At 67.5% G+C, this 23778-nt stretch carries 34 protein-coding genes; 30 read left to right on the forward strand and 4 right to left on the reverse strand.

The window, feature by feature from the left end; all coding sequences use genetic code 11:
* The first annotated feature begins 1 nt into the window (after nt 1).
* From fdxB to Y958_RS05380, 3 genes are read left to right on the forward strand one after another with little or no spacing between them, the layout of a single operon-like run.
* The gene (fdxB, locus tag Y958_RS05370; protein ID WP_004274327.1) at nt 2-304 is read left to right on the forward strand and encodes a ferredoxin III, nif-specific; all 303 of its coding nucleotides are present in this window, start codon (nt 2-4) and stop codon (nt 302-304) included.
* Nucleotides 305-318: 14 nt separating this feature from the next.
* Nucleotides 319-939 (forward strand): nitrogen fixation protein NifQ, encoded by a 621-nt coding sequence (locus tag Y958_RS05375; RefSeq protein ID WP_088871194.1) that lies wholly within the window; start codon nt 319-321, stop codon nt 937-939.
* A 22-nt stretch (nt 940-961) separates the two neighbouring features.
* Nucleotides 962-1378: a Rieske (2Fe-2S) protein gene (locus Y958_RS05380; protein ID WP_088872492.1), complete on the forward strand. Its 417-nt coding sequence runs from the start codon at nt 962-964 to the stop codon at nt 1376-1378.
* A 33-nt stretch (nt 1379-1411) separates the two neighbouring features.
* On the opposite strand, the gene Y958_RS05385 is transcribed toward Y958_RS05380, so the two are convergent.
* On the reverse strand, nt 1412-2047 hold the full coding sequence (locus tag Y958_RS05385; RefSeq protein WP_145727799.1) for a hypothetical protein: 636 nt from the start codon (nt 2045-2047) through the stop codon (nt 1412-1414).
* Between the two features lie 255 nt (nt 2048-2302).
* Complete coding sequence (locus tag Y958_RS05390; protein ID WP_088871196.1) at nt 2303-2905, reverse strand: hypothetical protein; 603 nt, start codon at nt 2903-2905, stop codon at nt 2303-2305.
* 280 nt (nt 2906-3185) lie between these two features.
* Here Y958_RS05390 and Y958_RS05395 point away from each other — a divergent pair, with 280 nt between their 5' ends.
* The 13 genes from Y958_RS05395 (at nt 3186) to Y958_RS05455 (ending at nt 14178) form a co-directional block, all read left to right on the forward strand.
* A complete protein-coding gene (locus tag Y958_RS05395) occupies nt 3186-3506 on the forward strand; it encodes a HesB/IscA family protein (protein WP_004274331.1) in 321 nt (106 codons plus the stop codon).
* A gap of 11 nt (nt 3507-3517) precedes the next feature.
* Nucleotides 3518-3823: a NifU family protein gene (locus Y958_RS05400; protein ID WP_004274332.1), complete on the forward strand. Its 306-nt coding sequence runs from the start codon at nt 3518-3520 to the stop codon at nt 3821-3823.
* Nucleotides 3824-3844: 21 nt separating this feature from the next.
* Nucleotides 3845-5026, forward strand: a complete 1182-nt coding sequence (gene nifS / locus Y958_RS05405) for a cysteine desulfurase NifS (protein ID WP_088871197.1) — start codon at nt 3845-3847, stop codon at nt 5024-5026.
* A gap of 23 nt (nt 5027-5049) precedes the next feature.
* A complete protein-coding gene (nifV, locus tag Y958_RS05410; protein ID WP_088871198.1) occupies nt 5050-6177 on the forward strand; it encodes a homocitrate synthase in 1128 nt (375 codons plus the stop codon).
* Nucleotides 6178-6210: 33 nt separating this feature from the next.
* Nucleotides 6211-6936, forward strand: a complete 726-nt coding sequence (gene cysE / locus Y958_RS05415; protein ID WP_088871199.1) for a serine O-acetyltransferase — start codon at nt 6211-6213, stop codon at nt 6934-6936.
* Complete coding sequence (gene nifW, locus Y958_RS05420; RefSeq protein ID WP_088871200.1) at nt 6920-7270, forward strand: nitrogenase stabilizing/protective protein NifW; 351 nt, start codon at nt 6920-6922, stop codon at nt 7268-7270. The genes cysE and nifW overlap by 17 nt, the downstream gene beginning before the upstream one ends.
* A gap of 161 nt (nt 7271-7431) precedes the next feature.
* A complete protein-coding gene (locus tag Y958_RS05425) occupies nt 7432-8286 on the forward strand; it encodes an electron transfer flavoprotein subunit beta/FixA family protein (RefSeq protein ID WP_088871201.1) in 855 nt (284 codons plus the stop codon).
* Between the two features lie 25 nt (nt 8287-8311).
* Nucleotides 8312-9415: an electron transfer flavoprotein subunit alpha/FixB family protein gene (locus tag Y958_RS05430; RefSeq protein ID WP_088871202.1), complete on the forward strand. Its 1104-nt coding sequence runs from the start codon at nt 8312-8314 to the stop codon at nt 9413-9415.
* Between the two features lie 14 nt (nt 9416-9429).
* A complete protein-coding gene (locus Y958_RS05435) occupies nt 9430-10734 on the forward strand; it encodes an FAD-dependent oxidoreductase (RefSeq protein WP_004274339.1) in 1305 nt (434 codons plus the stop codon).
* Nucleotides 10731-11057, forward strand: a complete 327-nt coding sequence (locus Y958_RS05440) for a ferredoxin family protein (RefSeq protein WP_425600670.1) — start codon at nt 10731-10733, stop codon at nt 11055-11057. The genes Y958_RS05435 and Y958_RS05440 overlap by 4 nt, the downstream gene beginning before the upstream one ends.
* On the forward strand, nt 11057-11932 hold the full coding sequence (gene modD, locus Y958_RS05445; protein ID WP_088871204.1) for a ModD protein: 876 nt from the start codon (nt 11057-11059) through the stop codon (nt 11930-11932). The genes Y958_RS05440 and modD overlap by 1 nt, the downstream gene beginning before the upstream one ends.
* A gap of 186 nt (nt 11933-12118) precedes the next feature.
* Nucleotides 12119-13888 (forward strand): nif-specific transcriptional activator NifA, encoded by a 1770-nt coding sequence (gene nifA, locus Y958_RS05450; protein WP_088871205.1) that lies wholly within the window; start codon nt 12119-12121, stop codon nt 13886-13888.
* 80 nt (nt 13889-13968) lie between these two features.
* Nucleotides 13969-14178: a TOBE domain-containing protein gene (locus Y958_RS05455; RefSeq protein ID WP_088871206.1), complete on the forward strand. Its 210-nt coding sequence runs from the start codon at nt 13969-13971 to the stop codon at nt 14176-14178.
* Between the two features lie 89 nt (nt 14179-14267).
* On the opposite strand, the gene Y958_RS05460 is transcribed toward Y958_RS05455, so the two are convergent.
* Nucleotides 14268-14828: a DUF2478 domain-containing protein gene (locus Y958_RS05460; RefSeq protein WP_186291275.1), complete on the reverse strand. Its 561-nt coding sequence runs from the start codon at nt 14826-14828 to the stop codon at nt 14268-14270.
* Nucleotides 14829-15086: 258 nt separating this feature from the next.
* Between Y958_RS05460 and nifT the strand changes: the two genes are divergently transcribed.
* The 14 genes from nifT to Y958_RS05530 all read left to right on the forward strand — a co-directional run bounded on the left by nifT (nt 15087) and on the right by Y958_RS05530 (nt 23027).
* On the forward strand, nt 15087-15302 hold the full coding sequence (gene nifT, locus Y958_RS05465; RefSeq protein WP_040844955.1) for a putative nitrogen fixation protein NifT: 216 nt from the start codon (nt 15087-15089) through the stop codon (nt 15300-15302).
* A gap of 1 nt (nt 15303) precedes the next feature.
* On the forward strand, nt 15304-16182 hold the full coding sequence (locus tag Y958_RS05470; RefSeq protein WP_088871208.1) for an SIR2 family NAD-dependent protein deacylase: 879 nt from the start codon (nt 15304-15306) through the stop codon (nt 16180-16182).
* A 284-nt stretch (nt 16183-16466) separates the two neighbouring features.
* Nucleotides 16467-17966, forward strand: a complete 1500-nt coding sequence (gene nifB, locus Y958_RS05475) for a nitrogenase cofactor biosynthesis protein NifB (protein ID WP_198924690.1) — start codon at nt 16467-16469, stop codon at nt 17964-17966.
* A 72-nt stretch (nt 17967-18038) separates the two neighbouring features.
* Nucleotides 18039-18263 carry a 4Fe-4S dicluster domain-containing protein gene (locus Y958_RS05480; protein ID WP_040843159.1) on the forward strand — a complete coding sequence of 75 codons (225 nt, stop codon included), beginning with the start codon at nt 18039-18041 and terminating at the stop codon, nt 18261-18263.
* A gap of 11 nt (nt 18264-18274) precedes the next feature.
* On the forward strand, nt 18275-18610 hold the full coding sequence (locus Y958_RS05485; RefSeq protein WP_088871209.1) for a HesB/IscA family protein: 336 nt from the start codon (nt 18275-18277) through the stop codon (nt 18608-18610).
* Between the two features lie 29 nt (nt 18611-18639).
* Complete coding sequence (locus Y958_RS05490; RefSeq protein ID WP_211098536.1) at nt 18640-19200, forward strand: hypothetical protein; 561 nt, start codon at nt 18640-18642, stop codon at nt 19198-19200.
* Nucleotides 19193-19981, forward strand: coding sequence for a 4Fe4S-binding leucine-rich repeat protein (locus Y958_RS05495; protein WP_088871210.1), 789 nt, complete (start codon nt 19193-19195; stop codon nt 19979-19981). Before Y958_RS05490 ends, Y958_RS05495 begins: the two co-directional genes overlap by 8 nt.
* Nucleotides 19978-20325 (forward strand): nitrogen fixation protein NifZ, encoded by a 348-nt coding sequence (locus tag Y958_RS05500; RefSeq protein WP_088871211.1) that lies wholly within the window; start codon nt 19978-19980, stop codon nt 20323-20325. The genes Y958_RS05495 and Y958_RS05500 overlap by 4 nt, the downstream gene beginning before the upstream one ends.
* A complete protein-coding gene (locus Y958_RS05505) occupies nt 20322-20561 on the forward strand; it encodes a nitrogen fixation protein NifZ (RefSeq protein ID WP_088871212.1) in 240 nt (79 codons plus the stop codon). Before Y958_RS05500 ends, Y958_RS05505 begins: the two co-directional genes overlap by 4 nt.
* Nucleotides 20562-20654: 93 nt before the next feature.
* The gene (locus Y958_RS05510) at nt 20655-20999 is read left to right on the forward strand and encodes a DUF3024 domain-containing protein (RefSeq protein WP_211098537.1); all 345 of its coding nucleotides are present in this window, start codon (nt 20655-20657) and stop codon (nt 20997-20999) included.
* A gap of 11 nt (nt 21000-21010) precedes the next feature.
* On the forward strand, nt 21011-21286 hold the full coding sequence (locus tag Y958_RS05515; protein WP_088872494.1) for a hypothetical protein: 276 nt from the start codon (nt 21011-21013) through the stop codon (nt 21284-21286).
* Nucleotides 21283-22455, forward strand: a complete 1173-nt coding sequence (locus tag Y958_RS05520; protein WP_088871214.1) for a DegT/DnrJ/EryC1/StrS family aminotransferase — start codon at nt 21283-21285, stop codon at nt 22453-22455. The genes Y958_RS05515 and Y958_RS05520 overlap by 4 nt, the downstream gene beginning before the upstream one ends.
* Nucleotides 22456-22488: 33 nt before the next feature.
* Nucleotides 22489-22797 carry a 2Fe-2S iron-sulfur cluster-binding protein gene (locus Y958_RS05525; protein ID WP_040843166.1) on the forward strand — a complete coding sequence of 103 codons (309 nt, stop codon included), beginning with the start codon at nt 22489-22491 and terminating at the stop codon, nt 22795-22797.
* Nucleotides 22798-22811: 14 nt separating this feature from the next.
* Entirely contained in the window at nt 22812-23027 is a 216-nt protein-coding gene (locus Y958_RS05530) for a hypothetical protein (protein ID WP_004271677.1), read from the forward strand.
* Nucleotides 23028-23138: 111 nt separating this feature from the next.
* Here Y958_RS05530 and Y958_RS05535 read toward each other — a convergent pair whose 3' ends face one another.
* The gene (locus tag Y958_RS05535; protein ID WP_088871215.1) at nt 23139-23543 is read right to left on the reverse strand and encodes a group II truncated hemoglobin; all 405 of its coding nucleotides are present in this window, start codon (nt 23541-23543) and stop codon (nt 23139-23141) included.
* Between the last annotated feature and the right edge of the window lie 235 nt (nt 23544-23778).

A 23778-nucleotide genomic window follows, 5' to 3' on the forward strand; every position in this document is an offset into this window, starting at 1 on the left:
TATGTCCTCGCTCACCCGCGACGGCCGGTCCTGGCAGCCGGATTTCCTGATCGCCATCGATGCCAAGCGCTGCATCGGTTGCGGCCGCTGCTTCAAGGTCTGCGGCCGTGGGGTCATGGTCCTGAAGGGCCTGACCGAGGAGGGCGACCTGGTCGATCTCGGCAATGATGATGACGATGATGAGATCGAGAAGAAGGTGATGGTCATGGACGATGCGGGTGCCTGCGTCGGCTGCCGCGCTTGCGCCCGGGTCTGCCCCGCCAACTGCCAGACCCATGCGCCCCTGGCGGCGGACGCGGCGTGAGGAGGGGGGAAACGATGCGCAGCGCCGACGCCTGTTATCGCTGGCTGATGGACCGGGCCGGGGGGAAGGCCGATCCCTTCGATCTGCACGTCGCCGCCGCCATCCTGTCGCTGGCCTGGGCCGAGGCGGCGACCGGGCGGGGGTCTTTGCCGCTCTGCGCCGGCCTGGATGGCATCGCCCTTGAGGATCTGGCCCTGCGCCTGTTCCCGGACGCCTGGGCCGGCATGGCTGCGCTGGCGGACGGCCCCGCCGCGTTGGAGGAGGATGAGCAGGCGGTGCGTGACCTGCTGTGGATGTATGCCGATGGCGGCACCCCGCTGCAGCGCGACCTGGCGACCATGATCGCCCGACGGTGCAGCCGACCCAACCACCTTTGGCAGGATCTGGGTCTGCGCAACCGGGGCGAGCTGTCATCGTTGATGCAGCGCCACTTCGGCGGCCTCGCCCGCCGCAACAGCCAGGACATGAAATGGAAGAAGTTCCTGTTCCGCATGATCTGCCGGGCGGAGGGCTTCACCCTGTGCACCGCCCCCGTCTGTACCGAGTGCGATGACTTCGACCATTGCTTTGGGGCGGAGGATGGCGAGGCCATGATGGCCCACCTCCGCTCCGGCCGGCCGCCGCCTATTCCCTGACCGCCGCGCGAGGCGCATGCCCATGTCCGCCACCTATGTCCTGTGCCGCCTGGACGACATCCCCAGCCGCAAGGCCCGGGGCTTTCAGCTGTTGCGCGTTGATGACGAGGGGGAGCATCGGCCCTGGGGCATCATCGTCATCCGCTGGGGCCGGCAGGTGGTGGGCTACGTCAACCGCTGCCCGCACAACGGCGTGCACCTGGACTGGGAACGCAACCAGTTCCTGGACCCGGACGGCACACGGCTGATGTGCGGCAAGCACGGCGCCCTGTTCGACCTGGGCACCGGCCTGTGCGTGGACGGCCCCTGCCGGGGCGCCGGACTTGAACCGGTGGCGCTGTCCCTCGAGGAGGGGGACATCTGCATCACCGGCGTCACGCTGGTGGAGGATGAGGAATTGGACGGTGACCTGCCACCCTGTGAGGCGGAAGGGGTTTAGAATCGGCGGTGAAACCGGCTTAGCATGCGTGGTTTAGCGTTGCGGGGCCTTGTTCCCCCTGGGGCACGTGTCCCCATAAGCGATGGCATAGGGTGAATTGAAACATCTGATCAGCCCATCCAGCACCTTCAGGTTGGCGGGCCATTTTAGCCCCATGTCCTTGAATTCTTCCTCGAACCAGGCCGGTTCGGGCAAGGCGGCGAGACGTCGCCGTGCTGCCTTCAGCCCCGCCAAATCCCTGTTCAGGAAGGCGATGGTTCCCAAGGCGTATTCATGGAAACCCAACTCCATCCCCCTCTTGTCGGGATTGACTCCAGCCATCATCAAAGGCTTGGCGGCGCGGTAATCACCCACCAGGGCCTCCATCTGGCCTTCATGCCAATACAGGGCGTGTAGGCTGCTCGGGTCCAGCTTTTGCCAGTTACGGTCGATATAGGTCTTGATCAGGTCGGCGGCCGCTTTCTTACAGCCATCTTGGGATGCCAGCGTTCGCCAGCCCCCATTCATGTCCTGATCGAACGCCCTGGGTTCCAGTTGCATCATCTGTTCGGTATCGACTGTGCACTGGGCGGGTTTGGCAGGTTCACCTGCGGCCTGCCCGACAGCCGCGTGTCCAACAGACGCGGTCATTACAGCGGCGAGCAAAAGCGTAATTTTGAATGCGGCCATGGCAATATTCCCCAGAATTTGATGCCAGCCGCTGAGTACCAAGGCCCCCAATGCACCGCCTGGTCGCCACTGGCCGCTTCCGTGTGGGTTATGCAGCTTATAAGTTGTAAATCATTAGCATGGCAGCGAGGAAATGAAAGGACCCGGATCAACAATCAATAATTGAAAAACTCTACCAATGGGGTTCTCGGGGCAACTCGCTTTGGACGACGCGGCCCCGATGGCCGGCCCCGGGTGAAGGGCCAAAGGGCGTTATCAGACCGGCCGGTTCTCGTTGCGGTTCTTCACCGGCAGCATCTGCGCCACGCCATCCTCATAGCTTATGGCCGGATAGCTTCGGTCGAAGCGCCGGGCGACATCCAGCAGCACGTCCAGCTTGCCGGCGGTGTCCAGCTTCTTGATGTCGTTCTTGTCGACGCCCATCAGGTCCATCATCTCCTTCCACACGGTGGATTCATCGCAGGGCAGGACGATGAAGGTGATGCCGTTCAGGGTGACCTGGTAACCGGCCAGCAGGTCGATGTTGTTGCAGAAGATGAAGTACTTGCCGCCGGATCGCAGCAGGCCGGACAGCACCTCCGACACGTCCTTGAGGTAGGCGAAGGAATGGATGTAGCCCGCCAGCACGGGGATCGTCGCCTCTCCCTCCTGCGCGTAGGTCAGCACCTGTTCCAGCTTGTACTCCGGCGGGCGCTTTTCATCCGCGATGTGCGGCTGGAACTTCAAGGCGATGTCGCCGCGAAAGCCGAAGCGGCCGGGCTTGGTCGTGGGCGCCTTCAGCACGGCGTTCATCAGGCGGTCTTCCTGGGCCAGGCGGGCCAGGGCGGTTTTCTCGATCGTCGTCGCGATGGTCGTCATCGGGTGCGGCTCCTGTTCGTGGGAGGCCCGCGGGTGCGGAGCCTCAAGCGCCCCCCTTTGCAAAGGCTTTGCCGGTTGGGGCAACCGGGCCGCCGGCCTTGGATTTGCGGGATTTTGGCGCGTTCCGCCCCGTCGATTGCAGCAAACACCCCTGTCGCAAACCCGACATTGAGGTGCGAAGGCAACAGGGTTCGGCGGGAAAACCCATATTTTCCAATGAACTCGGCTGTGGCATGCCCCTTGCGGAGGATCACAGGTCACCAACCCTTGCAGGTGCCCCATGATCAACTTGACCCCCAGCGCCCTGAACGCCGTCCGCAGCGCCATCGCCGGTGCCGCCAACCCCACGGGCGGGCTACGCATCAGCGTCGATGCCGGCGGATGCGCCGGCTACAAATACATGATGGGCCTGGCCGGCGAGGCGGGGCCGGAGGACACCGTCATCGACCAGGACGGCGTCAAGGTCTTCGTCGACACCAAGAGTCATGAGCTGCTGGACGGCACCACCATCGACTTCGTCGTGGCGCTGGAAGGCTCGGGCTTCACCTTCGACAACCCCAACGCCAAGTCCGCCTGCGGCTGCGGCAAGTCCTTCGGTTGAGGAGGCCGGCCATGCTGATCCCCACGCTTGAAGAACAGACGGTTGACCGGGCGGTGCCGGATGGGACGGAGGACCGCCGCGTCCAGGTCATCCGCGCCGCCATTGCCGAAATCCGCCCCGGCCTGCAACGGGACGGCGGGGATTGTGAGTTGCTGGACGTGGATGGCGACATCGTGCGCGTCCGGCTGACCGGGGCCTGCGTCATGTGCCGCCTCAGCAGCGCCACGCTGGAGGGCATCCAGGCCCGGGTGGTGGAGCGCCTGGGGACCTTCGTCCGCCTGGTACCCGTCCTCGGCCGGGCGCCGGGCCCGCACTGATCCGGCAGGGGGAACCATCTCATGCGCCCCGTCTACCTCGACAACAATGCGACGACCGCCACCGACGCCAGCGTGGTGGCCGCCATGTTGCCCTGGTTCACGGAGCGGTTCGGCAACCCGTCCTCCGCCCACGCCGTGGGCGCGGCGGCGGCGGACGGCGTCCGGCTGGCGCGGCGCCAGGTGCAGGCCCTGCTGGGCGCCGCCCACGACCATGAGATCGTCTTCACCTCCGGCGGGACGGAGGCCAACAACACCGCCATCCTGTCGGCCCTGGACAGCCAGCCCGGCCGGGATGAGATCGTGACCACGGCGGTGGAACACCCCGCCGTCCTGGCGCTGGCGGCGCACCTGGAAAAGACGCGCGGCATCAAGGTGCATACGGTCGGGGTGGACGGCGACGGCCGCCTGGACATGGAGGATTTCGAACGGGCGCTGGGGCCCCGCACGGCCCTGGTCTCCGTCATGTGGGCGAATAACGAGACGGGGACCCTGTTTCCGGTGACGGATTTGGCGCGTCAGGCCCACGCTGCCGGCGCTCTGTTCCACACCGACGCCGTCCAGGCCGTAGGCCGGGTGCCCCTGAGCCTGCGGGACACGGACATCGACATGCTGTCGCTGTCGGGACACAAGCTGCACGGTCCCAAGGGTATCGGCGCGCTGTACCTGCGCAAGGGCACCGCCTTCCGTCCGCTGCTGCGCGGCGGCCGGCAGGAACGGGGCCGGCGCGGCGGAACGGAAAACGTACCCGGCATCGTTGGCTTAGGCGCCGCGGCCGACCTGGCGGCGCGCTATCTGGAAACGGAACGCGGCTGGATCGGCCGTCTGCGCGACCGGCTGGAGCAAGGCGTGCAGGCGCGGATCGGCCAGGCCTACGTTCTGGGCGATCGGGGCAACCGCCTGGCCAACACCGCCTGCATCGCCTTTGATTATGTCGATGCCGACGCCCTGCTGCTGATGCTGGACCGGGCGGGCATTGCCGTGTCCTCCGGCTCGGCGTGCGCGTCCGGCGGGACGGAGCCGTCGCATGTGCTGCGCGCCATGCGCGTGCCGGCCGGCGCCATTCGGGGCGCCTTGCGCTTCTCACTTTCCCGTGACACGGCCGTTCCCGACATCGACCGGGTCCTCGATGTCCTGCCCGACATCGTCGGCCGCCTGCGGTCCAGTTCGCCCCTGTGGCGGGACCGTGCCCCCACCTTCGCCTGACCCTTCGCTCAAGGAGACGCAGCATGCTCAAGGCACCGCCCATCGTCATCAATGACAGCACGTTGCGCGATGGTGAACAGGCGCCCGGCGTCGCCTTCACCACGGCGGAAAAGGTGGCCATCGCCCGCAAGCTGGAGGCTGCCGGCGTGGATGAGATCGAGGCCGGCATCCCCGCCATGGGCGCCGAGGAGATCGAGGCCATGGCCGCCGTGGGGGCGTCCCTGGAACGGGCCGAGGCCATCGCCTGGTGCCGCCTGACTGAGGCCGATGTGGACGCCGCCCTGCGCACCGGCCTGACACGGGTGAACCTGTCCGTGCCGGTGTCCGACCGGCAGATCCGGGTGAAGCTGCAGACCAGCCGGCAGGACATCATCCCCCGCATCCGCCGCGTGGTGTCCTACGCGCGGGACCGGGGCCTGGCCGTGGCGGTCGGCGGCGAGGACTCCAGCCGGGCGGAGATGGACTTCCTGCTGCGCGTCGTCGCCGCGGTGGAGGAGGCGGGCGCCCATCGTTTCCGCTTCGCCGACACCGTGGGCATCCTGGATCCCTTCCGCACCCATGAGATCTTCCGCCAGCTGTGCGCGGAGACGGATTTGGAACTGGAATTCCACGGCCACGACGATCTGGGCCTGGCCACCGCCAACACCCTGGCGGCGGTGCGCGGTGGCGCCACCCATGCCAGCGTCTGCGTCCTGGGCCTGGGTGAGCGGGCGGGCAACGCGGCGCTGGAGGAGGTGGTGGCGGCCTTGGGCCCCATCGCCCAACGGCGGACGGGCGTGGACCTTACCCAGCTGACGGGCCTGGCCGAACTGGTGGCCGCAGCCGCCGGCCGGCCCATCCCGGTGGCCAAGTCCATCGTCGGCTCGGCCGTCTTCGCCCACGAGTCCGGCATCCACGTGTCCGGCCTGCTGCGTGACCCGGAAACCTATGAAGCCATCCACCCCGCCTGGTTCGGCCGCGTGCGCTCCATCGTGCTGGGCAAGCATTCCGGCATGGCCGCCATCAACAACGCCCTGAAATCGTTGGGCCTGTCCCCGGATGAGGGCCGCGCGCGCCGCGTGCTGGATGAGGTGCGCAACTGCGCCGTCGCCTGGAAGCGCCCCATCAATGAGGGCGAGCTGCTGAAGTTCTACGAGGCCGCTGGCGACTGACCAGGGTGACGGACCGGCGGGATGGGGGCGGCCATGGCACGGGAACGCGGACTGTGGGGGCTGGTGGGTGAGGACATCGCCTGCGTGAAGGCGCGCGACCCGGCGGCCCGGCACACGATGGAGATCGCGCTGACCTATCCGGGGCTGCACGCCGTCATCCACCACCGTATCGCCCACCGGCTGTGGCGGCGCGGCCTGCGCTTTCCTGCCCGGTTGCTGTCCTGGTTCGCGCGGCTGGTGACCAATGTCGACATTCACCCCGGTGCCCGCATCGGCCGGCGCTTCTTCATTGACCATGGCGCCGGCGTGGTCATCGGGGAAACGGCGGAGATCGGGGACGACGTGACCCTGTATCACGGCGTCACCCTGGGCGGGACCAGCTGGTCGCCCGGCAAGCGCCATCCCACCGTGGGGTCCGGCGTGCTGATCGGCGCCGGGGCCAAGGTGCTGGGGCCCATCAGCGTGGGGACCGGCGCCCGTATCGGCGCCAATTCCGTGGTGGTGGAGGACGTGCCGCCGGGGATGACGGTGGTGGGCATTCCCGGCCGGGTGGTGCGCGACCCCCGCGCCCGGCGGGGCACGGCCGGCCGTATCGATCTGGACCACCACCTGATCCCCGATCCGGTGGGGGATGCGCTGACCCTGATGTTGGACCGCATCGCCTTTCTTGAGGCGCGCCTGGCCCACACGCAGGGCCGGCTGGCGGCGCTTTTGTACGAACCCGAAGCAAAGGGCAGGGATCATGGGCGTGTTGGATGAACTGTCGCGGCTGTCGTCGGCCGAGGACTTCTTCGTGTTCCTGGAGGTGCCGTTCGATGCGGCGGTGGTCCGCGTCGCGCGCTTGCACATCCTGCGCCGCATGGGCCAGTACCTGCGCGGCAGTGAGGTGGAGGGCGTGTTCGCCGGCCTGGATGAGGGCGAAATCCGGACGCTCTGTCGTAGCCACCTGGAACAGGCCTATCAGGATTTCGTCGCTTCCACCCCCATCGCGGAACGGCTGTTCAAGGTGCACCGCGACGCGGTGGCGCCCAAGCAGCCGGCGCCCAAGCCCTTCGTGCCGCTGGCGGCATTGGACGGCGCCAAGGGGCCGTGAGGCCGAGAGCCGACAGGGCCTGTCGCCTATCCGACAAAGCGTCGCTTACGGGCGGAAGGCTAGGTGAAGGTAATTCAATGGCTTAGCGGGGCGCCTTAGTTGGCATGGCCCTTGCCAATTAAGGACTGTGACCGGATCGGGTGAGGGAAAGGAATAGGGAAATGCACATCGTCGTCTGCATGAAGCAGGTCCCTGACAGCGCGCAGATCCGGGTCCATCCCGTGACCAACACCATCATGCGCCAGGGCGTGCCCACCATCATCAACCCCTATGATTTGTTCGCGTTGGAGGAGGCCTTGCACCTGCGCGACCGGCTGGGGGGCGAGGTGACGGTGCTGACCATGGGACCGCCCATGGCGGAGGAGTCGCTGCGCAAGGCGCTGACCTTCGGTGCCGACCGTGCCGTGCTGCTGACCGACCGGGCCTTCGCGGGCTCGGACACCCTGGCCACCAGCTTCGCTCTGGCCGCTGCCCTGAACAAGATCGGTCAGGAGTTCGGGGAGCCGCCCATCGTCTTCACCGGCAAGCAGACCATCGACGGCGACACGGCCCAGGTGGGGCCCGGCATCGCGAAGCGCCTGGGCCTGAACCAGCTGACCTATGTCGCCCGCATCGCCGACCTGGATCCCGCCGCCGGCACCATCACGGTGGAGCGGCGGGCGGAGGGGGGCCTGCAGGTGCTGCAAACCCGCCTGCCCGTGCTGATCACCATGCTGGAAGGCGTGAACGAGATCCGCCGGGGCAGCCTGGATGACGCCTACCGCGCGGCCCGGGCCCAGGTTGTGCGGTGGAGTGCCGCCGACGCCGGCATCACGGAACTGGCGCGCTGCGGCCTGAAGGGGTCGCCCACCATCGTGAAGAAGGTGTTCGCGCCCCAGGGTCGGGCGGAAAAGGTTCGCCAGGTGCCGACCGCCGACCGGTCCGCCGACGAGCTGGCGGTCGACGTCATCGCCGCGATTTTCCGGACCCAGCCACCGCTGGAAGACGATCTGCTGCGGTTCGCCGCCGGCCAGTGACACCCCCCCTAGGGAGTAGAAGACGATGAGCGATGCCCCCTCCAACGCCCCCAAGCCTCCCGCCGCCGGCCGTGCCGGCACCAAGCGCGAACTGCCGGAGCGGTTCAAGGCTTACCGCCACGTCTGGGTGGTGGTCGAGTGCGAGCACGGCGTCGTCCACCCGGTGTCGCTGGAGCTCCTAGGGGAGGGGCGCAAGCTGGCGGACAAGCGCGGCGTCGACCTGGCGGGCGTGGTGCTGGCGGGCGACAGCCTGACGGCGGCCCAGACGGCTGCGGCCGCGTTCGAGCATGGCGCCGACCTGGTCTACACCGTGACGGCGCCCATCCTGGCGCACTACCGCAACGAGACCTACACCCGGGCCATGACCGACCTGGTCAACGCCCACCAGCCGGAAATCCTGCTGCTGGGCGCCACCAACCTGGGACGCGACCTGGCGGGATCGGTGGCGACCACGCTGCAAACCGGCCTGACGGCCGACTGCACCGAACTGGCCATCGATGACGAGGGTTCATTGGCGGCGACGCGGCCGACCTTCGGCGGCTCCCTGCTGTGCACCATCCTGACCCTGAACTACCGGCCGCAGATGGCCACCGTGCGCCCGCGCGTCATGGCCATGCCGGCGCGGGAGCCGGGGCGCTGGGGTCGCATCATCGAGCACCCGCTGGACTTCGCGGAAGAGGACGTGGTCACCAAGGTGCTGCGCTTCATCGCCGACCGGGAAAGCGACAAGGCGCAGCTGGCCTATGCCGACATCGTGGTGGCCGGCGGCCTGGGCCTGCGCTCGGCGGAGAATTTCCAGCTGGTCCGCGCGCTGGCGGAGGTGCTGGGCGGCGATTACGGCGGGTCGCGTCCCCTTGTGCAAAAGGGCTGGATCACCGCCGACCGCCAGATCGGCCAGACGGGCAAGACCATCCGGCCCAAGCTGTACATTGCCGCCGGCATCTCCGGCGCCATCCAGCACCGCGTGGGGGTGGAGGGGGCGGACACCATCGTCGCCATCAACACCGACCCCAACGCGCCCATCTTCGACTTCGCCCACCTGGGCGTGGTCGCCGACGCGATAGAGCTGCTGCCGGCCCTGACCCGGGCCTTCCAGGCGCATCTGTCCGTCAACCGCCTTGCCGGCTGAAGGAGGGTCTCGTCATGATCAGGGACAAGTTCGACGCCATCGTCGTGGGGGCCGGCCCCTCGGGCAACGCCGCCGCCTATACCATGGCCAAGGAAGGGCTGAAGGTCCTGCAGCTGGAACGGGGGGAATACCCAGGCTCCAAGAACGTGCAGGGCGCCATCCTCTACGCCGACGCGTTGGAAAAGATCATCCCGGATTTCCGCGAGGACGCGCCGCTGGAACGCCATGTGATCGAGCAGCGGCTGTGGACCATGGACGACACGTCCTATGTTGGCATGCACTACCGTTCCGACGACTTCAATGAGGAAAAGCCCAACCGCTACACCATCATCCGCGCCCAGTTCGACAGGTGGTTCAGCGGCAAGGTGCGGGAGGCCGGCGCGGTCCTGCTGTGCGAGACGACGGTGACGGAACTGCTGCGCGATCCGCAGGGCCGGGTGATTGGTGTGCGCACCGACCGTGACGGCGGCACCGCCTTCGCCGACGTCGTCATCCTGGGCGAAGGGGTGAACGGCCTGGTGGGCCAGCGCTCCGGCCTGCGGCCTGAACTGAAGCCGGACACGGTGGCGCTGGCCGTCAAGGAAATGCATTTCCTGCCGCGCGAGGTGATCGAAAGCCGCTTCAACCTGGCGGGCAACGAGGGCGTGGTGATCGAGGCCATGGGCACCATCACCGACGGCATGACCGGTACCGGCTTCATCTACACCAACCAGGAATCCATCTCGATCGGCATCGGCTGCATCGTCTCGGACTTCGCGGAAAGCGGCCGCACGCCCTATGGCCTGCTGGAGGCGTTCAAGCGCCACCCCAGCGTCCGCCCCCTGCTGGAAGGCTCGGAATGCAAGGAGTATGCGGCCCATCTGATCCCGGAGGGCGGCTACAACGCCATGCCGGAGCTGTTTGGGGACGGCTGGATCGTGGTGGGCGACGCCGGGCAGTTCGTGAACGCCGTCCACCGCGAAGGCTCCAACCTGGCCATGACCACCGGTCGCGTCGCCGGCGAGACGGTGGTGTGGCTGAAGCGGCGGCGGGAGATGGCGACCAAGGCCAACCTGGCCGAATACCAGCGCCGGCTGGAGGAAACCTTCGTCATGAAGGACCTGAGGAAGTACCGGCGCATCCCGGATTTCCTGCACCGCAACAAGCACATCTTCGGCGTCTATCCCAAGCTGCTGAGCGCTGCCGCCCAGACCTGGTTCCGGGTGGATGGCGTCGACAAGCGCGCCAAGGAAAAGCAGATCTTCCAATCGTTCCGCAGCGGCCGGACCCTGCCCGGCCTGATCGGGGACGCCCTCAAACTGGCGAGGTCATGGCGATGATGAACACGACTGAGGTGGGGGCGGGCGCCCCCGGCGCGCCGATCGTGAAGGTGGAGGAGCGGCTGTTCCAGAACCGCTACCTGGTGGATGCCGGGCGCCCGCACATCAGGATCAAGCCCCACACCGAACCCTCCAAGGCGCTGATGGCGCTGACCCACCTGTGTCCCGCCGGCTGTTACAGCCAGAACGACAAGGGCCAGGTCGAGGCGGTGGTGGACGGCTGCGTGGAATGCGGCACCTGCCGCGTGCTGACCGCCAAGACCGGGGAGGTGGAGTGGAACTATCCCCGCGGCGGCTTCGGCGTCCTGTTCAAGTTCGGCTGATGGCCATCGACGCGGGCACCGGTGACCCGCTTCATCTCTCCGAGGAGGCCGTCGAACGGCTGCTGGAAGAGGATGTGCGCTTTGGCGATCTGACCACCCGTGCCTTGGGCATCGGTGGCCGGCCAGGCCGCATGCGCTTCCAGGCCCGCGCGGACATGGTGCTGTCCGGCGTGGACGAGGCCGCCCGCCTGCTGGTCCGGCTGGGCGCCGCGGTGACCGCCAGGGCACCCGCCGGATGCCGTTATGGCGGGGATGCCGTGCTTCTGGAGGCCACCGGTTCCGCCGCCGCCCTGCACGCCGGCTGGAAGGTGGCGCAGACCTTGATGGAATGGGCGTCGGGCGTGGCCAGCGAGACCCGCGCCATCGTCGATGCCGCCCGGGTGGTCAACCCCGACATCGCAGTGCTGTGCACCCGCAAATCCGTTCCCTATACGCGCCAGCTGGCATGCAAGGCGGTGTTGGCGGGGGGTGGGGACATTCACCGCCTGGGACTTTCCGACACCATCCTGCTGTTCCCGGAACATCAGGTCTTTTTCGATCCGCCGCATGACTTGGCGGCGGCGATCGCCCGGCTGAAGCGGACGGCGCCGGAGCGCGCGGTCATGGTGGAGGTGACCAGCGAGGAGGATGCCCTGGCCGCCGCCGCCGCGCACGTCGATGTCATCCAACTGGAAAAGTTTCCGCCCGAGGCGGTGCACCGGCTGGTGCGCCGGTTGCCCCGGCGCGTGGACGGCCGGCCAGTCGTCGCCGCGGCCGGTGGCGTCACTGCCCAGAACGCGGGTGCATATGCGAAGGCGGGTGCCGACACGCTGGTTACCTCGGCTCCCTTCTTCGCCAAGCCGCGCGATATACAGGTGACTATAACGGCCTTATGAATCAAGTGGATCTCAAAGAATAGTTTGCTGAATGAACATAATATTTTGCTGATTGAATATTATGAATTCACTTGCGGTCTCGTGTTGCACCTGCGAAGCTTGCTTGCAGGTACTTGACTGGACTGGCAGTTGGCGGGGGCCGCACCGCCGCATCGGTAGGCCTCGGGACACGAAAGGATTCGTGCGATGCCTATGACTGGTTCCGCCTCTCACGCGTCCGCGACATCCAGCCCGCCCTCGGCGGCCGATCGGTCGCGTGCCGGTGAATTCTCCTCCCGCGCGGAAATAGCGTTGCACGGGGTGTATGAGATTTCCAAGATCCTGGCGGTGCCGACCCGCCTGGAAACGACGCTGTCCAATGTCCTGGCGCTGCTCTCCAGCTTCCTGGAGATGCATCACGGCATCATCGCCCTGCTGGGCGACGATGGCTCGCCCCAGGTGGTGGTGGGCCTGGGCTGGACGGAGAAGAACGCCAAGAGCCATTTCGACCGGCTGCCCGAACGGGCCATCGGCCAGATCGTCACGACGCAGATGCCGGTCGTGGTGGAGAACGTGGCCGACAATCCGCTGTTCGACGATTGGTCGGCCGTGGAATGGGGTGCCGGCTCGCGCGTGTCCTTCATCGGCGTCCCCATCAAGGAAAGGGACCGGGTCATCGGGACCTTGACGCTGGACCGCACATGGGAGGGCAAGGCGACCTTCCGCCTGGATGAGGATGTGCGCTTCCTGGTCATGATCGCCAACCTGGTGGGCCAGACGGTGCGCCTGCACGACCTGATCGGCCGGGACCGCGACCGGCTGATGAGCACGCAGCGCCGCCTGGAAAAGGAGCTGATCGAAACCGCGCGGCCGGAACGCGAGGTCAGGCCCCAGGGCATCGTCGGCAACAGCCCGGCCATCCGCTCGGTCATCGACAAGATCAAGATCGTGGCACGCAGCCATTCCACCGTGCTGCTGCGCGGGGAATCCGGCACCGGCAAGGAACTGTTCGCGCGGGCGACGCACGATCTGTCGCCCCGGCGGACCGGCCCGTTCGTGAAGCTGAACTGCGCCGCCCTGCCCGAAAGCATGCTGGAATCCGAGCTGTTCGGCCATGAGAAGGGGGCTTTCACCGGCGCGCTGAGCCAGCGCAAGGGGCGGTTCGAACTGGCGCATCGCGGCACGCTGTTCCTGGATGAGATCGGGGAGATTTCGGCATCCTTCCAGGCCAAGCTGCTACGCGTGCTGCAGGAAGGGGAATTCGAGCGCGTCGGCGGAACGAACACCCTTAAGGTGGATGTGCGGCTGGTTGCCGCCACCAACAAGAACCTAGAGGAGGCGGTGGCGCGGGGCGAATTTCGTGCCGACCTCTATTACCGCATCAACGTGGTTTCCATCTTCCTGCCGGCGGTGCGCGACCGCAGGGAAGACATCACCCTGCTGGCCTGCGAGTTCCTGAAGCGCTTCAATGAGGAGCATGGCACCCGCAAGAGCCTGACGGCGTCGGCTTACGCCGTCCTGGAAAGCTGCTACTTTCCCGGCAACGTGCGGGAGCTTGAGAACTGCGTGCGCCGGACGGCCACCCTGTCGCGGGACTCCGGCATCATCGCGGACGACTTCGCCTGCCGGCATGACGAGTGCTTGTCCTCCACCCTGTGGAAGGGGGCCATCGGTCCGGGCAGCGCCTTCAAGATCATGTCGCGGCCAACGGCGCCTACGCCCCTGCCGCTCCGCCAGCCGGTGCCGGTCGAGCCGGCCGCGGCGTTGGGGGACGGGGATGGTCCTCCGGCCACCTGCCCGCAGGCGGGAACCTGTGCCGCGGCTCAGGGCGATGGCCTGTCGGAGCGGGACCGCCTGATCCAGGCGATGGAGACGGCGGGATGGGTGCAGGCCAAGGCCGCAAGGCTGCTGAACCTGACGCCGCGCCAGGTGGGCTATGCCCTGATCAAGCACAACATCCCGGTGAAGAAGTTCTGAATTCCCGCCAAGGCTAAGAGCGGGTGCGCGTGGTCCCAATGGAAGTACCGGTGGACCGCAGACTTGAGGATGAGACAGGAATGAAGCTGAGTGCCCGCAACGTCATCGCCGGTAAGGTCGTGGCTGTCACCAAGGGGGTGACCACCGCCCATGTGAAGATCGAGATCGCCGCCGGCAGCGTCATCACCTCATCGATCACCAATGAGTCGGTCGATGATCTGGGCCTGAAGGTGGGGGACACCGTCTCCGCCATCATCAAGTCGTCCGACGTGATCATAGGCAAGGAATAGGCGCTGCGGGGGCCGGTGCCGGGCACCGGCCCCTCCACCATCAGTGCGCGGTGCGCCCGGCACTCTCCCCACCGTCAATTGGCCCACCGTCAATTGGCCCGCCGCCAATCGGCCCGGCGCGCCCAGTCTTCCCACCAAGTGGTGATCACGCCCGTATCGCACACCAGGGTGGTGCCATAGCCGCCGGTGAAGGCCATCCACGCCTCGTAGAAACGCCAGGGCACGGCGGTCAGCACGGGCAATCCGGCGTCGATGGCGGCCGCGATTTCCCCCCTCAGGCCGCGACCCTCGGCCTCCGTCTTGCCGAACTTGTTGACCAGGACCAGCTCGACCCGGTCAGCCACGGCCTGGGCCACCGCCAGGGCCGCATCCGCCAGCCCGCCCGTGTCCAGGCGGCAGGCCACGGAACCGGGGCCCAGGTTCTGGCAGATGGGGATGACACGGCCGGTGTTCAGATCCATCACCTCCATCAGCTTCACCGGGCCGCAGTCGCCCTTGTGGTTGCGCTGGACGATGCCGCCCACCCGGCAGCCGCGGTCGCGCAGGCCCAGCGCGAAGTCGGCCAGCAGGGTGTCCACGTCGTCTTCCGGCTGATAGATCACGGCGGCCAGGTTCAACAGGTTGTCGGTATAGGCGACGCTGTCGGGCATGGGGGACCTCCTGTCTGGGGGACGTGTTTCCGGCGTGGCTGCCAGGTCAAGGGGGCCTTGCACCCCGCATGCCATGTCGGGGCGCCGGCCAGGGGCTGCTTTTCTGGGGAAAGCGCGCACGGACGGTATGGGATGCGACAGGCCTTGTCGGGTTCCCAACGCGACGACGCGTGGGAAAGCGCCGGTTTCGGCGCCTTCCGCCGTGGCACGGCCCTTGCTGAACTGGGGACGGCTTCCCAATGGAAAGGACCGGCCCCGATGAAAGTGATGATCCGCCGCTCACCCGAGATCGGCCTTTCCGTCTATGTGCCGAAGAAGGATCTGGAAGAGCCGGTGGTGGAGGCGGAGCGGGAGGATCTGTGGGGGGGCTGGATCCGCATCGCCAACGGCTGGGTCCTGGACCTGCCGGAGATGGCGGCCGACACGCGCCTGCCGGTGACGGTCAACGCCCGCAAGCGGGGGGAGGAGGAGTAAGATGACAGCCTTGGCGACCACCGCTTCCGTCATGCCCGATGGCCTTGAGGCCGAGCGCCTGCTGGCCGACCTGGCCGCGCAGTTGCGCGCCGGTGGACTGGTCCCCTATCTGGGGCCGGCGCTGGCCTGCCTGGCCCCGGTGGCGGCCCCAACCACGCATGAGGCGCTGGCCGATTTCTTCGCCGCCAAGGTGGCGCTGCCCCGCCGCGCCAAGGGCAACGCCTGGGCGGCGGCCCAGCACATCGAAAGCACGCGCCACCGCTCCACCGTCTCCACCCTGATGGCGGAGGCGTTCCGGCCGCCGGTGGCGCCCACGGCCCTGCATCGCCATCTGGCGGCCTGGGGCGTGCCCCTGATCGTCGACACCTGGTACGACGGCGCCATGCGCGCCGCCCTGGCGGCCTCCCCGGCCAATTGGGGGGAGGTGCAGGGCATCACCCGCGCCGGCATCGGTGAGGATCGCTGGTACCGCTTCTATGACGCCGGCGGGCAAGAGACCACGCGCGACGCCGCCGGGGCCTGGGAAACCGTGCTGTACAAGCCGCACGGCGGCGTGGACCCGGTGCGCAATTTCCTGATCACCGACGCCGATTATGTCGAGGTGCTGACGGAAATCGACATCCAGACGCCCATTCCCGACATCGTGAAGGAACGGCGGCATGGCCGGGGTTTCCTGTTCGTGGGCTGCCGTTTCCACGACCAGCTGCTGCGCACCTACGCCCGCCAGGTTTCCAAGCGATCGGGTGACCGGCACTACGTGGTGGTGGAACCGGCGACGCTGACCCGCAATGAGGTCAAGTTCTTCGCCGCGCAGGGCCTGACGCCCGTTGCCGTGCCGCTGTCGCGGGCGGTCGAAATCCTGTGCGGGACTGTCGCGTAACGGACGCCGGTGTCCGGCTTCAGCGCGGTTTGTCGATAACCGCACAGCCAGGGATGACGGCATGAAATCCAAGGTTCGCGCCGTTCTCCGGGATTCAAGAACGTGGCACGGCCTTTGCTGAGTGTGGGGATGGGTTCCAAGCAGGCCTCGCCATACGGTGTCAAGCAAGCTTTCCTATTGAAATCGCCGCGCCCGCGCGCCCGGCCCAACATTGAGGAACGGACATGCACGCATCCACAACGCAGGACGGGGCCGCCGGCCGTCTGGTCACCATCGACGCCGTGATGCAGCAGGTGGCCGAGCACAAGGGGTGTGGCACGCAGGGCGGCAGCGGCAAGGCCAGCTGCGGTTCCGCCGCCGGCCAGGGCGACCTGCCCACCGAGATTTGGGAGAAGGTGAAGAACCACCCCTGCTACAGCGAGGAGGCGCACCACCACTATGCCCGCATGCATGTGGCCGTGGCGCCCGCCTGCAACATCCAGTGCAATTACTGCAATCGCAAGTACGATTGCGCCAACGAATCCCGCCCCGGCGTGGTGAGCGAGCGGCTGACGCCGGAGCAGGCGGCCAGGAAGGTGCTGGCCGTCGCCTCCACCATCCCGCAGATGACCGTGCTGGGCATCGCCGGGCCGGGCGACCCGCTGGCCAATCCGGCCAAGACGTTCAAGACCTTCGAGCTGATCTCCCAGACCGCGCCGGACATCAAGCTGTGCCTGTCCACCAACGGCCTGGCGCTGCCCGACCATGTCGACACCATCGCGCGCTACAACGTCGACCACGTCACCATCACCATCAACATGGTGGATCCGGAGGTGGGGGCGAAGATTTATCCCTGGGTCTATTGGAACCACAAGCGCTACACGGGCGTGGAGGCGGCACGGCTGCTGACCGAGCGCCAGTTGCGCGGGCTGGAAATGCTGACCGAGCGCGGGATCCTGTGCAAGGTCAACTCCGTCATGATCCCGGGCGTCAACGACCGGCACCTGGTGGAGGTGAACCGCGCGGTGAAGTCGCGTGGCGCCTTCCTGCACAACATCATGCCCCTGATCTCCGCGCCCGAGCACGGCACCGTTTTCGGCCTGACGGGCCAGCGCGGCCCCACCGCCCAGGAACTGAAGGCCCTGCAGGATGACTGCGAGGGCGAGATGAACATGATGCGGCACTGCCGCCAGTGCCGGGCCGACGCCGTCGGCCTGCTTGGCGAGGACCGCAGCGCCGAATTCACCACCGAAAAGATCATGGAGATGGAGGTCGACTACGACCTGGAGGGTCGCCAGGCCTATCAGGCGCGGGTGGAGGAGGAGCGGGTGGCCAAGGTGGCCGCCAAGCAGGAGGAACTGGCCACGCTGGCCGGGGCGCAAAGCGACATCACCCTGCTGGTGGCGGTGGCGACCAAGGGCTCGGGCCTGATCAACGAGCACTTCGGCCACGCCAAGGAATTCCAGGTGTACGAGCTGTCCACCGCCGGGGCCAAGTTCGTGGGCCACCGGCGCGTCGACCTCTATTGCCAGGGCGGCTTTGGCGATGAGGACAGCCTGCAGACCGTCATCCGCGCCATCAACGACTGTCACGCCGTCTTCGTCGCCAAGATCGGCGGCTGTCCCAAGGCGGACCTGCTGGGGGCGGGCATCGAGCCCGTGGACCAGTACGCCCATGAGTTCATCGAGAAATCCGCCATCGCCTGGTTCAAGGGCTACCTGGGGAAGGTGGCGGCCGGTGAGCTGGTCCACACCCCGCGCGGCGATGCCGCCATCCGCCAGGGCGCCCTGATCGTCGCCGCCTGACGCGCGTTCCATCTGGGCCGGGGTGGGCCGCATCCGGCCCCGGACCCATCCACCCAAAGGAGAATACGAAGCATGGCCTACAAGATCATCGCCTCGCAATGCACCAGCTGCTCCGCCTGCGAGGCGGAGTGCCCGAACGTGGCGATTTCGGAAAAGGGCGGCACCTTCGTCATCAATCCGAAGAAGTGCACGGAATGCATCGGGTATTTCGATGTGCCGCAGTGTGTCGCCGTCTGCCCGGTGGACAACACCTGCGTCATCGACACCGGCTATCCCCGCTATCAGGCGGCCGGCTGAGGGGGATGGCGATGACCTTCACGATCACCCCGGCGGCCGAGCGTTTCATCCGCTTCATGCTGCGGGCCGATGGCGGGCCCGAGGCCGGGTTCCGCCTGGTCCTGAGCCCCGGCGGCTGTTCCGGCCTGTCGGCCGACATGAGCGTCCGCGCGGCGCCTGAGCCTGGCGACGCGGTGGTGGAGTGCTACGGCCTGCGTCTGTTCCTGCCCACGGAAAGCCGCCTGCTGCTGGCCGGCGTCACCATCGACTTCGCGGACGGCACCGCGCAGAGCGGCCTGGTGTTCCGCGACCCCAAGGCTGCCACCTCCTGCGCCACGGCGCCCACGCCCATCGTGCGGCTGCAATAGGCGGGAGCCAGAGGGGAGGGGATGGGGCCATGGGGGCAGGGCAAACGGCAGCTGCGACGCCATTCGGGGAAAGCGGGCTGCCGCCCATCCCCGATGACGAATGGCTGTCCGCCGCCGTGTTGGGCGGCGGTTTGCCGCCGGATGTGCACCACCACCTGTCGGCCGCCGCCCAGTCCTATGATGTGGAGGAGGTGGCGGAGCGCCACCTGCGGCAGGCACGCCTGCTGGCGCCCTGGCATGCCGCCACCCTGATCGCCCTGTACCGCTTCTATTTCTACAAGGGCCGGCTGAAGGACGCGCTGGACATCGCCCGCCTTTGCCTAGCCAAGGCGGCGCAGGACAACAAGCTGCCGGCCGATTGGCGCCAGGTGGTGGCCACGGACGCGGACTTCGGCCGCTTCGACGCGCCGCTGCCCCGCTTCTTCCTTTTTACCCTCAAGGGCTACGCCTACCTGCACATGCGCATGGGTGGCCTGGATGAGGGCTTGGCGGCCGTCCTGAAGCTGCTGGAATTGGACCCCAGCGACAAGGTCGGCGCCCAGGTGCTGCTGAACGTCATCCAGCGCATGGGAGAGGACGACCATGACTGACATTGACGAGGCCGTGGACTGGCGGGGCAATGCCATTTCCTGCGATGCCTGCGGTTATGCCGGCCTGGCGGCGGCCGGCCGGTGCCGGCTCAAGCACGCCTGCGTCAACGACCGCTACGCCCGCCGCATCGACCGCTTCTTCACCTGGAATCCCACCCTGGCGGACACCCATGTGCGCCATCCGCATTTCGAGGTGCGGGCGATCGCGGCCAAGTACGCCGACATCTTCCTGCTGCCGCCCATGCTGGACGATCCGGAGGAGGCGGTGCGTTGGAACGCGGTGCGACGCCTGCCCCGACGCTATGCCCTGCGCCTGCGCGACGATCCCCACCGCGAGGTGCGCATCCGCATCGCCGCCCTGCTGGACGAAGCCGACCTGATCCCCATGGTCCGCGACCCCGATTACTACGTGCGTCTGATGGTGGCGCGCCGCGTCGGTCCCGGCCTGCTGGCCCGCATGATCGAGGACAAGGAGCCGGAGGTGCGCCGCATGGTCGCCGCCCGCGCGCCGGTCGAGTGGCTGATCCGCATGGCCGCCGATGCCGACGCCGACGTGCGATACGAGGTGTCCAAGCGCCTGCCGGGCGATCTGCTGGCCCGCCTGAAGCGCGACCCCGACTGGCGGGTGCGGTTCGAGGTCGCCAGCCGCCTGCCCGTGGCGCAAATCGCCGACCTGGCCCGGGATGAGGACATCCTGGTGCGGGAAATGGTGGCGTCGCGCCTGTCGCCGTCAACGACACCCCTGATGCTGGAGCCCCCCATATTGGAGGTTGTGTCATGAGCAACATCGTCCGTGACAGCGACGTGGTGGAGATCGTCGATCCCCCCACCTTCACCTACGGGGAAAAGGTGCGGTCCCGGCGTACCGTCCGCAACGACGGCACCTACGCCGGCAAGGAGATTGGCGACATCCTCGCCAAGAAGGGGGAGGAGGGCTACGTCGTCAGCATCGGCACCTTCCTGCAGCAATTCTACATCTACGGCGTCGAATTCCTGGGCAGCGGCAACCGCGTGGGCATGAAGCGCAAGGAGCTGGAGGCCGTGCGGGCCGTGGCCGACGAGGACGACCTGCCCCTGCCCACCGCCCTGCCGGTGCCGGGCCGGGCCGCCGGGGGGCGACCATGATCGAACCCCGCCAACCCCTGTACCAATGGGGACAGCGCATGCGCGCCGTCATCGACCTGATCAACGACGGCAGCTATCCCGACATGCCGGCCGACGCCCTGCTGGCAGCGTCCGGGACGATGGGGGAGATCGTGCAGGTCGGGACCCATGTGGACAGCGGCACGCCCATCTATCTGGTCGAATTCCCCGACCGGCGGGTGATCGGCTGCCTGGAGGAAGAGATTGTTCCTGTCTGATACCAGCGGCACGGGACAGCGGCTCGTGCCGCTATAGCCTGCGACGGCTGTTATGAGAGGGCCACGGAGGGCCTCACGGGAGGAGGTATGTGCATGATGGCGGCATCGCAAGGTCTCACCGTGGCGGGGCATCCCAACGATGTGGACCGCAAGCGCATCGAGCGCGCGTTGCAGGCGCGCCAGCGCTACCTCTACGTCCGGCCCAGCGTCGTGCCGGCCCAGGGCGGCTATCGCATCGAAAGCCCCTGCTGTTCCCGCAACGTGGATCGCGAGGGCGGGGTCATCGACGTGGCGCTGATCCAGTTCAGCCAGGGGTATTGGCGGCTTTATCGCAAGGATCACGCCCAGGGGACCTGGGAACCGCATGGCGCCTTCGGCCGGCTGGGCGACCTGCTGGACCTGCTGAATGTGGATGCCGACCGCCAGTTCTGGCAATGACGGGGGACGACATGGCGCTGAGCGTGGAAGACCTGGGAACGTTGGATGCGGTTCTGTCGGATGCGGTCCTGGCCGCCGCATCCGAGGATGCCTTCGCCACCCTGCGCCGCCAGTTGCCCCATCTGGCTTGGACGCGCTGCGACGCGTCGGACGTGGCGGAGGATCCCTTCCGCCGCTACAGCGGTTTTGACGTGCATTTGCTGGACGGCAGCGGGCATTGCGTGCGCCTGACGGCGGAACCCGCCGATGCCACCGGCGTGCTGCTGGCCCGGCGGGTGGGATCATGACCGCGCTGGCCGAGGTGCCGGTGACGGCGGACCTGATCCGCCTCAGCGATCCGGACATCACGCCGGCGGAACTGGCGGCGGTGGAGCGGGTGCTGCGCACCCCCAACCTGGCCGCCGGCGCTGTGACGGAGGCGTTCGAGGAGGCGTTCGCGGCATATCTTGGCCGGCGCTACGCGGTGGCGGTGGCCAGCGGCACGCTGGGCCTGCTGATGGCGCTGCGCGCCCACGGCATCGGACCGGGGCAGGAGGTCATCCTCTCCCCCTACGGTTTCCGCGAGACCCAGCATGCCGTCAGCCTGTCCGGCGCCCGCCCGGTCTTCGCCGACATCGACTATTGGGCGGGGACGCTGGCGCCGGACAAGGTGGCCGTTCGCATCACGCCCGACACGCGCGCCATAGTGGCCGCCAACACCAATGGCCACCCGGCCGCCTGGGCGGGGTTGCGGGATTTGGCCAACCGGCACGGCCTGGTGCTGATCGAGGACAGCACCGAGGCCATCGGCTCCCGTTACCAGGGCGCCCTGGTCGGGACCTTCGGCGACACCGCCGTGTTCGATTTCTCCCAGCCCGGCGCGCTGTGCTGTGGCGAGGGCGGCATGGTGGTGACCGATGACGTGGACGTCGCCATGGCCCTGCGCCGGCAATGCCGCCATCGCCTGGCCGAGCGTACCTCCGTGGTGGTGGGCGGCACGCCCCCTTATCAGGCGGCCTTGAGCGACCTGGCGTCCGCCCTGGGCCTGGCGCAACTGCGCCGCCTGGATGAGATCTTGGAGAAACGCCGGGGCGTGCAGCACCTGTATTTCAAGTACCTCCAGTCGTTCGAAGGCATCAAGGACCCCTATGTCGGGCCGGACGTCACCGAGGTGAACTGGTTCCTGTACCAGGTACATCTGGGCACGCGCTTTTCCCGCTCCAGCCGTGACGCCATCGTGGACGATCTGCGGCTGGCCGAGGTCGAGGCCGCCGCCTTCGGCCAGCCCCTGCATCTGCAGCGGCATTACTTCGACCTGGGTTACCGCCGGGGCGACTACTTCGTCACGGAGAAGGTGGCGGACCGCGCCATCGCCCTGCCGTTCCACACGCACCTCAGCGAGGACCAGATCGCCCACATCGTCGAGACGATGAAGGACGCGTCGGTCAACGTCGGCGCCGGGGCGGCGATTTACTGACCACTGACCAAGACCTTGAGGGAGCTTTTGGAAATGTCGCTGCTTACCATCCTGCCGTCCGGCAAGACCGTAGACGCCGCCGAGGGCATGACCCTGCTGGCCGCCATCCTGGCGGCGGACGAGACCCTGACCCACAAATGCGACGGCAAGGCCTCGTGCGGGACCTGCCACGTCTTTGTCCAGGAAGGGCGCAAGGGCCTGTCCCGCATCGCGCGGGAGGAGAATGAGCGGCTGGACGCCATGGTCGGGGTGGGATCGAAATCGCGCCTGGCCTGCCAGGCCAAGGTGCTGGGGACCGAACCCATCAAGGTTGAACTGCTGGGCTTCGGTTCCGGCTTCTGACAAGGGGAACAGGGATGCACGTCGAGACGGTGATGATCCACGTCCGCTTCGCGCCGGACGGCACGGTGACGGAGATAGGGGAGCGGCCGGCCGCCGTTCCGGCCCAGGCCTGGTTCAACCTGCTGAGCCTGAAAGCCACCGGCCCCTACCAGGCCCTCGCCGGCGGGCGGGGTGTGTTCCGCCTGGCGAGATCGGAAATCGAGAGCCTGAAGGGGGAGGTCGCCGCCTAGGTCGCCCCTTTCCGGAGACGCCGCGGCCATCACCATGCTGGCCGCGGCGTCTGTTTTATTTGGCCCTCAGCCACTGTAGGACGCGGTCGCGTCCTACAGTGGCTGAGGGCATTATTGTCCCGGTTGGTTGCGCATCCAGTCGGCCAAGGGCGTCAGCGCCTGCAGAATGGCCCCGCGCAAATCCGCGTCGGGCACGGTGGTCATCAGCGCCCGGCTCATGCACAGCAGCCAGGCGTCACGCTCCGCCACCCCCACCGTGAAGCCCAGGTGCCGCGCCCGCAGGCGCGGGTGCCCGCGCTCCGCCGAATAGTCGGCGGGGCCGCCCATCCATTGGGCCAGATAGAGCTTCAGCACGCGCTTGGTTTCCGTCAGGTCGGGCGCGTGCATCGCGCGCAGGCCGCGCACCTCCGGCAGGGTGTCCATCTGATGGTAGAACGCCTCCACCAGCCGGTCGACGGCCGCCTGGCCGCCGATGGCCTCGAAGATCGCTCGCTGGGAAACCGCTTCGGTGATCATGGCGCCGCCTCTGTTCCTGGTCCTGTCGCAGGCCGGTTCTGCAGGAAACATGCCGCTGGCGGTGGCGGCGGAAAGCACGGGCGGCGGCGGCGTTCGTTCCAAATCCCCCTGTCGGGATTGCAACAAACGTCCGGTTGCCGACGTGGCCAATCCCTTGGAAAGGCCCAGGAATCCTGGCTTCAAGCGGCTGGCACGGCCGTTGCTGATCATCCTGCTTAGCCAAGACCCAGCCACG

It is taken from the genome of Nitrospirillum viridazoti CBAmc (genome assembly GCF_000730165.1).
GTDB lineage: Bacteria > Pseudomonadota > Alphaproteobacteria > Azospirillales > Azospirillaceae > Nitrospirillum > Nitrospirillum viridazoti.

What these genes read in the sequence shown, in the direction of transcription:
- nifB (WP_198924690.1), top strand. Translation starts at nt 16,467, where the DNA reads ATGCAGCAGGTGGCCGAGCACAAGGGGTGTGGCACGCAGGGCGGCAGC.
- nifS (WP_088871197.1), top strand. Translation starts at nt 3,845, where the DNA reads ATGCGCCCCGTCTACCTCGACAACAATGCGACGACCGCCACCGACGCC.
- nifV (WP_088871198.1), top strand. Translation starts at nt 5,050, where the DNA reads ATGCTCAAGGCACCGCCCATCGTCATCAATGACAGCACGTTGCGCGAT.
- Y958_RS05435 (WP_004274339.1), top strand. Translation starts at nt 9,430, where the DNA reads ATGATCAGGGACAAGTTCGACGCCATCGTCGTGGGGGCCGGCCCCTCG.
- Y958_RS05470 (WP_088871208.1), top strand. Translation starts at nt 15,304, where the DNA reads ATGACAGCCTTGGCGACCACCGCTTCCGTCATGCCCGATGGCCTTGAG.
- Y958_RS05490 (WP_211098536.1), top strand. Translation starts at nt 18,640, where the DNA reads ATGGGGGCAGGGCAAACGGCAGCTGCGACGCCATTCGGGGAAAGCGGG.
- Y958_RS05505 (WP_088871212.1), top strand. Translation starts at nt 20,322, where the DNA reads ATGATCGAACCCCGCCAACCCCTGTACCAATGGGGACAGCGCATGCGC.
- Y958_RS05375 (WP_088871194.1), top strand. Translation starts at nt 319, where the DNA reads ATGCGCAGCGCCGACGCCTGTTATCGCTGGCTGATGGACCGGGCCGGG.
- Y958_RS05515 (WP_088872494.1), top strand. Translation starts at nt 21,011, where the DNA reads ATGGCGCTGAGCGTGGAAGACCTGGGAACGTTGGATGCGGTTCTGTCG.
- nifT (WP_040844955.1), top strand. Translation starts at nt 15,087, where the DNA reads ATGAAAGTGATGATCCGCCGCTCACCCGAGATCGGCCTTTCCGTCTAT.
- Y958_RS05510 (WP_211098537.1), top strand. Translation starts at nt 20,655, where the DNA reads ATGATGGCGGCATCGCAAGGTCTCACCGTGGCGGGGCATCCCAACGAT.
- Y958_RS05485 (WP_088871209.1), top strand. Translation starts at nt 18,275, where the DNA reads ATGACCTTCACGATCACCCCGGCGGCCGAGCGTTTCATCCGCTTCATG.
- nifW (WP_088871200.1), top strand. Translation starts at nt 6,920, where the DNA reads ATGGGCGTGTTGGATGAACTGTCGCGGCTGTCGTCGGCCGAGGACTTC.
- Y958_RS05520 (WP_088871214.1), top strand. Translation starts at nt 21,283, where the DNA reads ATGACCGCGCTGGCCGAGGTGCCGGTGACGGCGGACCTGATCCGCCTC.
- Y958_RS05530 (WP_004271677.1), top strand. Translation starts at nt 22,812, where the DNA reads ATGCACGTCGAGACGGTGATGATCCACGTCCGCTTCGCGCCGGACGGC.
- Y958_RS05500 (WP_088871211.1), top strand. Translation starts at nt 19,978, where the DNA reads ATGAGCAACATCGTCCGTGACAGCGACGTGGTGGAGATCGTCGATCCC.
- fdxB (WP_004274327.1), top strand. Translation starts at nt 2, where the DNA reads ATGTCCTCGCTCACCCGCGACGGCCGGTCCTGGCAGCCGGATTTCCTG.
- Y958_RS05425 (WP_088871201.1), top strand. Translation starts at nt 7,432, where the DNA reads ATGCACATCGTCGTCTGCATGAAGCAGGTCCCTGACAGCGCGCAGATC.
- modD (WP_088871204.1), top strand. Translation starts at nt 11,057, where the DNA reads ATGGCCATCGACGCGGGCACCGGTGACCCGCTTCATCTCTCCGAGGAG.
- Y958_RS05380 (WP_088872492.1), top strand. Translation starts at nt 962, where the DNA reads ATGTCCGCCACCTATGTCCTGTGCCGCCTGGACGACATCCCCAGCCGC.
- nifA (WP_088871205.1), top strand. Translation starts at nt 12,119, where the DNA reads ATGCCTATGACTGGTTCCGCCTCTCACGCGTCCGCGACATCCAGCCCG.
- Y958_RS05535 (WP_088871215.1), bottom strand. Translation starts at nt 23,543, where the DNA reads ATGATCACCGAAGCGGTTTCCCAGCGAGCGATCTTCGAGGCCATCGGC.
- Y958_RS05385 (WP_145727799.1), bottom strand. Translation starts at nt 2,047, where the DNA reads ATGGCCGCATTCAAAATTACGCTTTTGCTCGCCGCTGTAATGACCGCG.
- Y958_RS05480 (WP_040843159.1), top strand. Translation starts at nt 18,039, where the DNA reads ATGGCCTACAAGATCATCGCCTCGCAATGCACCAGCTGCTCCGCCTGC.
- Y958_RS05525 (WP_040843166.1), top strand. Translation starts at nt 22,489, where the DNA reads ATGTCGCTGCTTACCATCCTGCCGTCCGGCAAGACCGTAGACGCCGCC.
- Y958_RS05390 (WP_088871196.1), bottom strand. Translation starts at nt 2,905, where the DNA reads ATGACGACCATCGCGACGACGATCGAGAAAACCGCCCTGGCCCGCCTG.
- cysE (WP_088871199.1), top strand. Translation starts at nt 6,211, where the DNA reads ATGGCACGGGAACGCGGACTGTGGGGGCTGGTGGGTGAGGACATCGCC.
- Y958_RS05460 (WP_186291275.1), bottom strand. Translation starts at nt 14,828, where the DNA reads ATGCCCGACAGCGTCGCCTATACCGACAACCTGTTGAACCTGGCCGCC.
- Y958_RS05440 (WP_425600670.1), top strand. Translation starts at nt 10,731, where the DNA reads ATGATGAACACGACTGAGGTGGGGGCGGGCGCCCCCGGCGCGCCGATC.
- Y958_RS05395 (WP_004274331.1), top strand. Translation starts at nt 3,186, where the DNA reads ATGATCAACTTGACCCCCAGCGCCCTGAACGCCGTCCGCAGCGCCATC.
- Y958_RS05400 (WP_004274332.1), top strand. Translation starts at nt 3,518, where the DNA reads ATGCTGATCCCCACGCTTGAAGAACAGACGGTTGACCGGGCGGTGCCG.
- Y958_RS05430 (WP_088871202.1), top strand. Translation starts at nt 8,312, where the DNA reads ATGAGCGATGCCCCCTCCAACGCCCCCAAGCCTCCCGCCGCCGGCCGT.
- Y958_RS05455 (WP_088871206.1), top strand. Translation starts at nt 13,969, where the DNA reads ATGAAGCTGAGTGCCCGCAACGTCATCGCCGGTAAGGTCGTGGCTGTC.
- Y958_RS05495 (WP_088871210.1), top strand. Translation starts at nt 19,193, where the DNA reads ATGACTGACATTGACGAGGCCGTGGACTGGCGGGGCAATGCCATTTCC.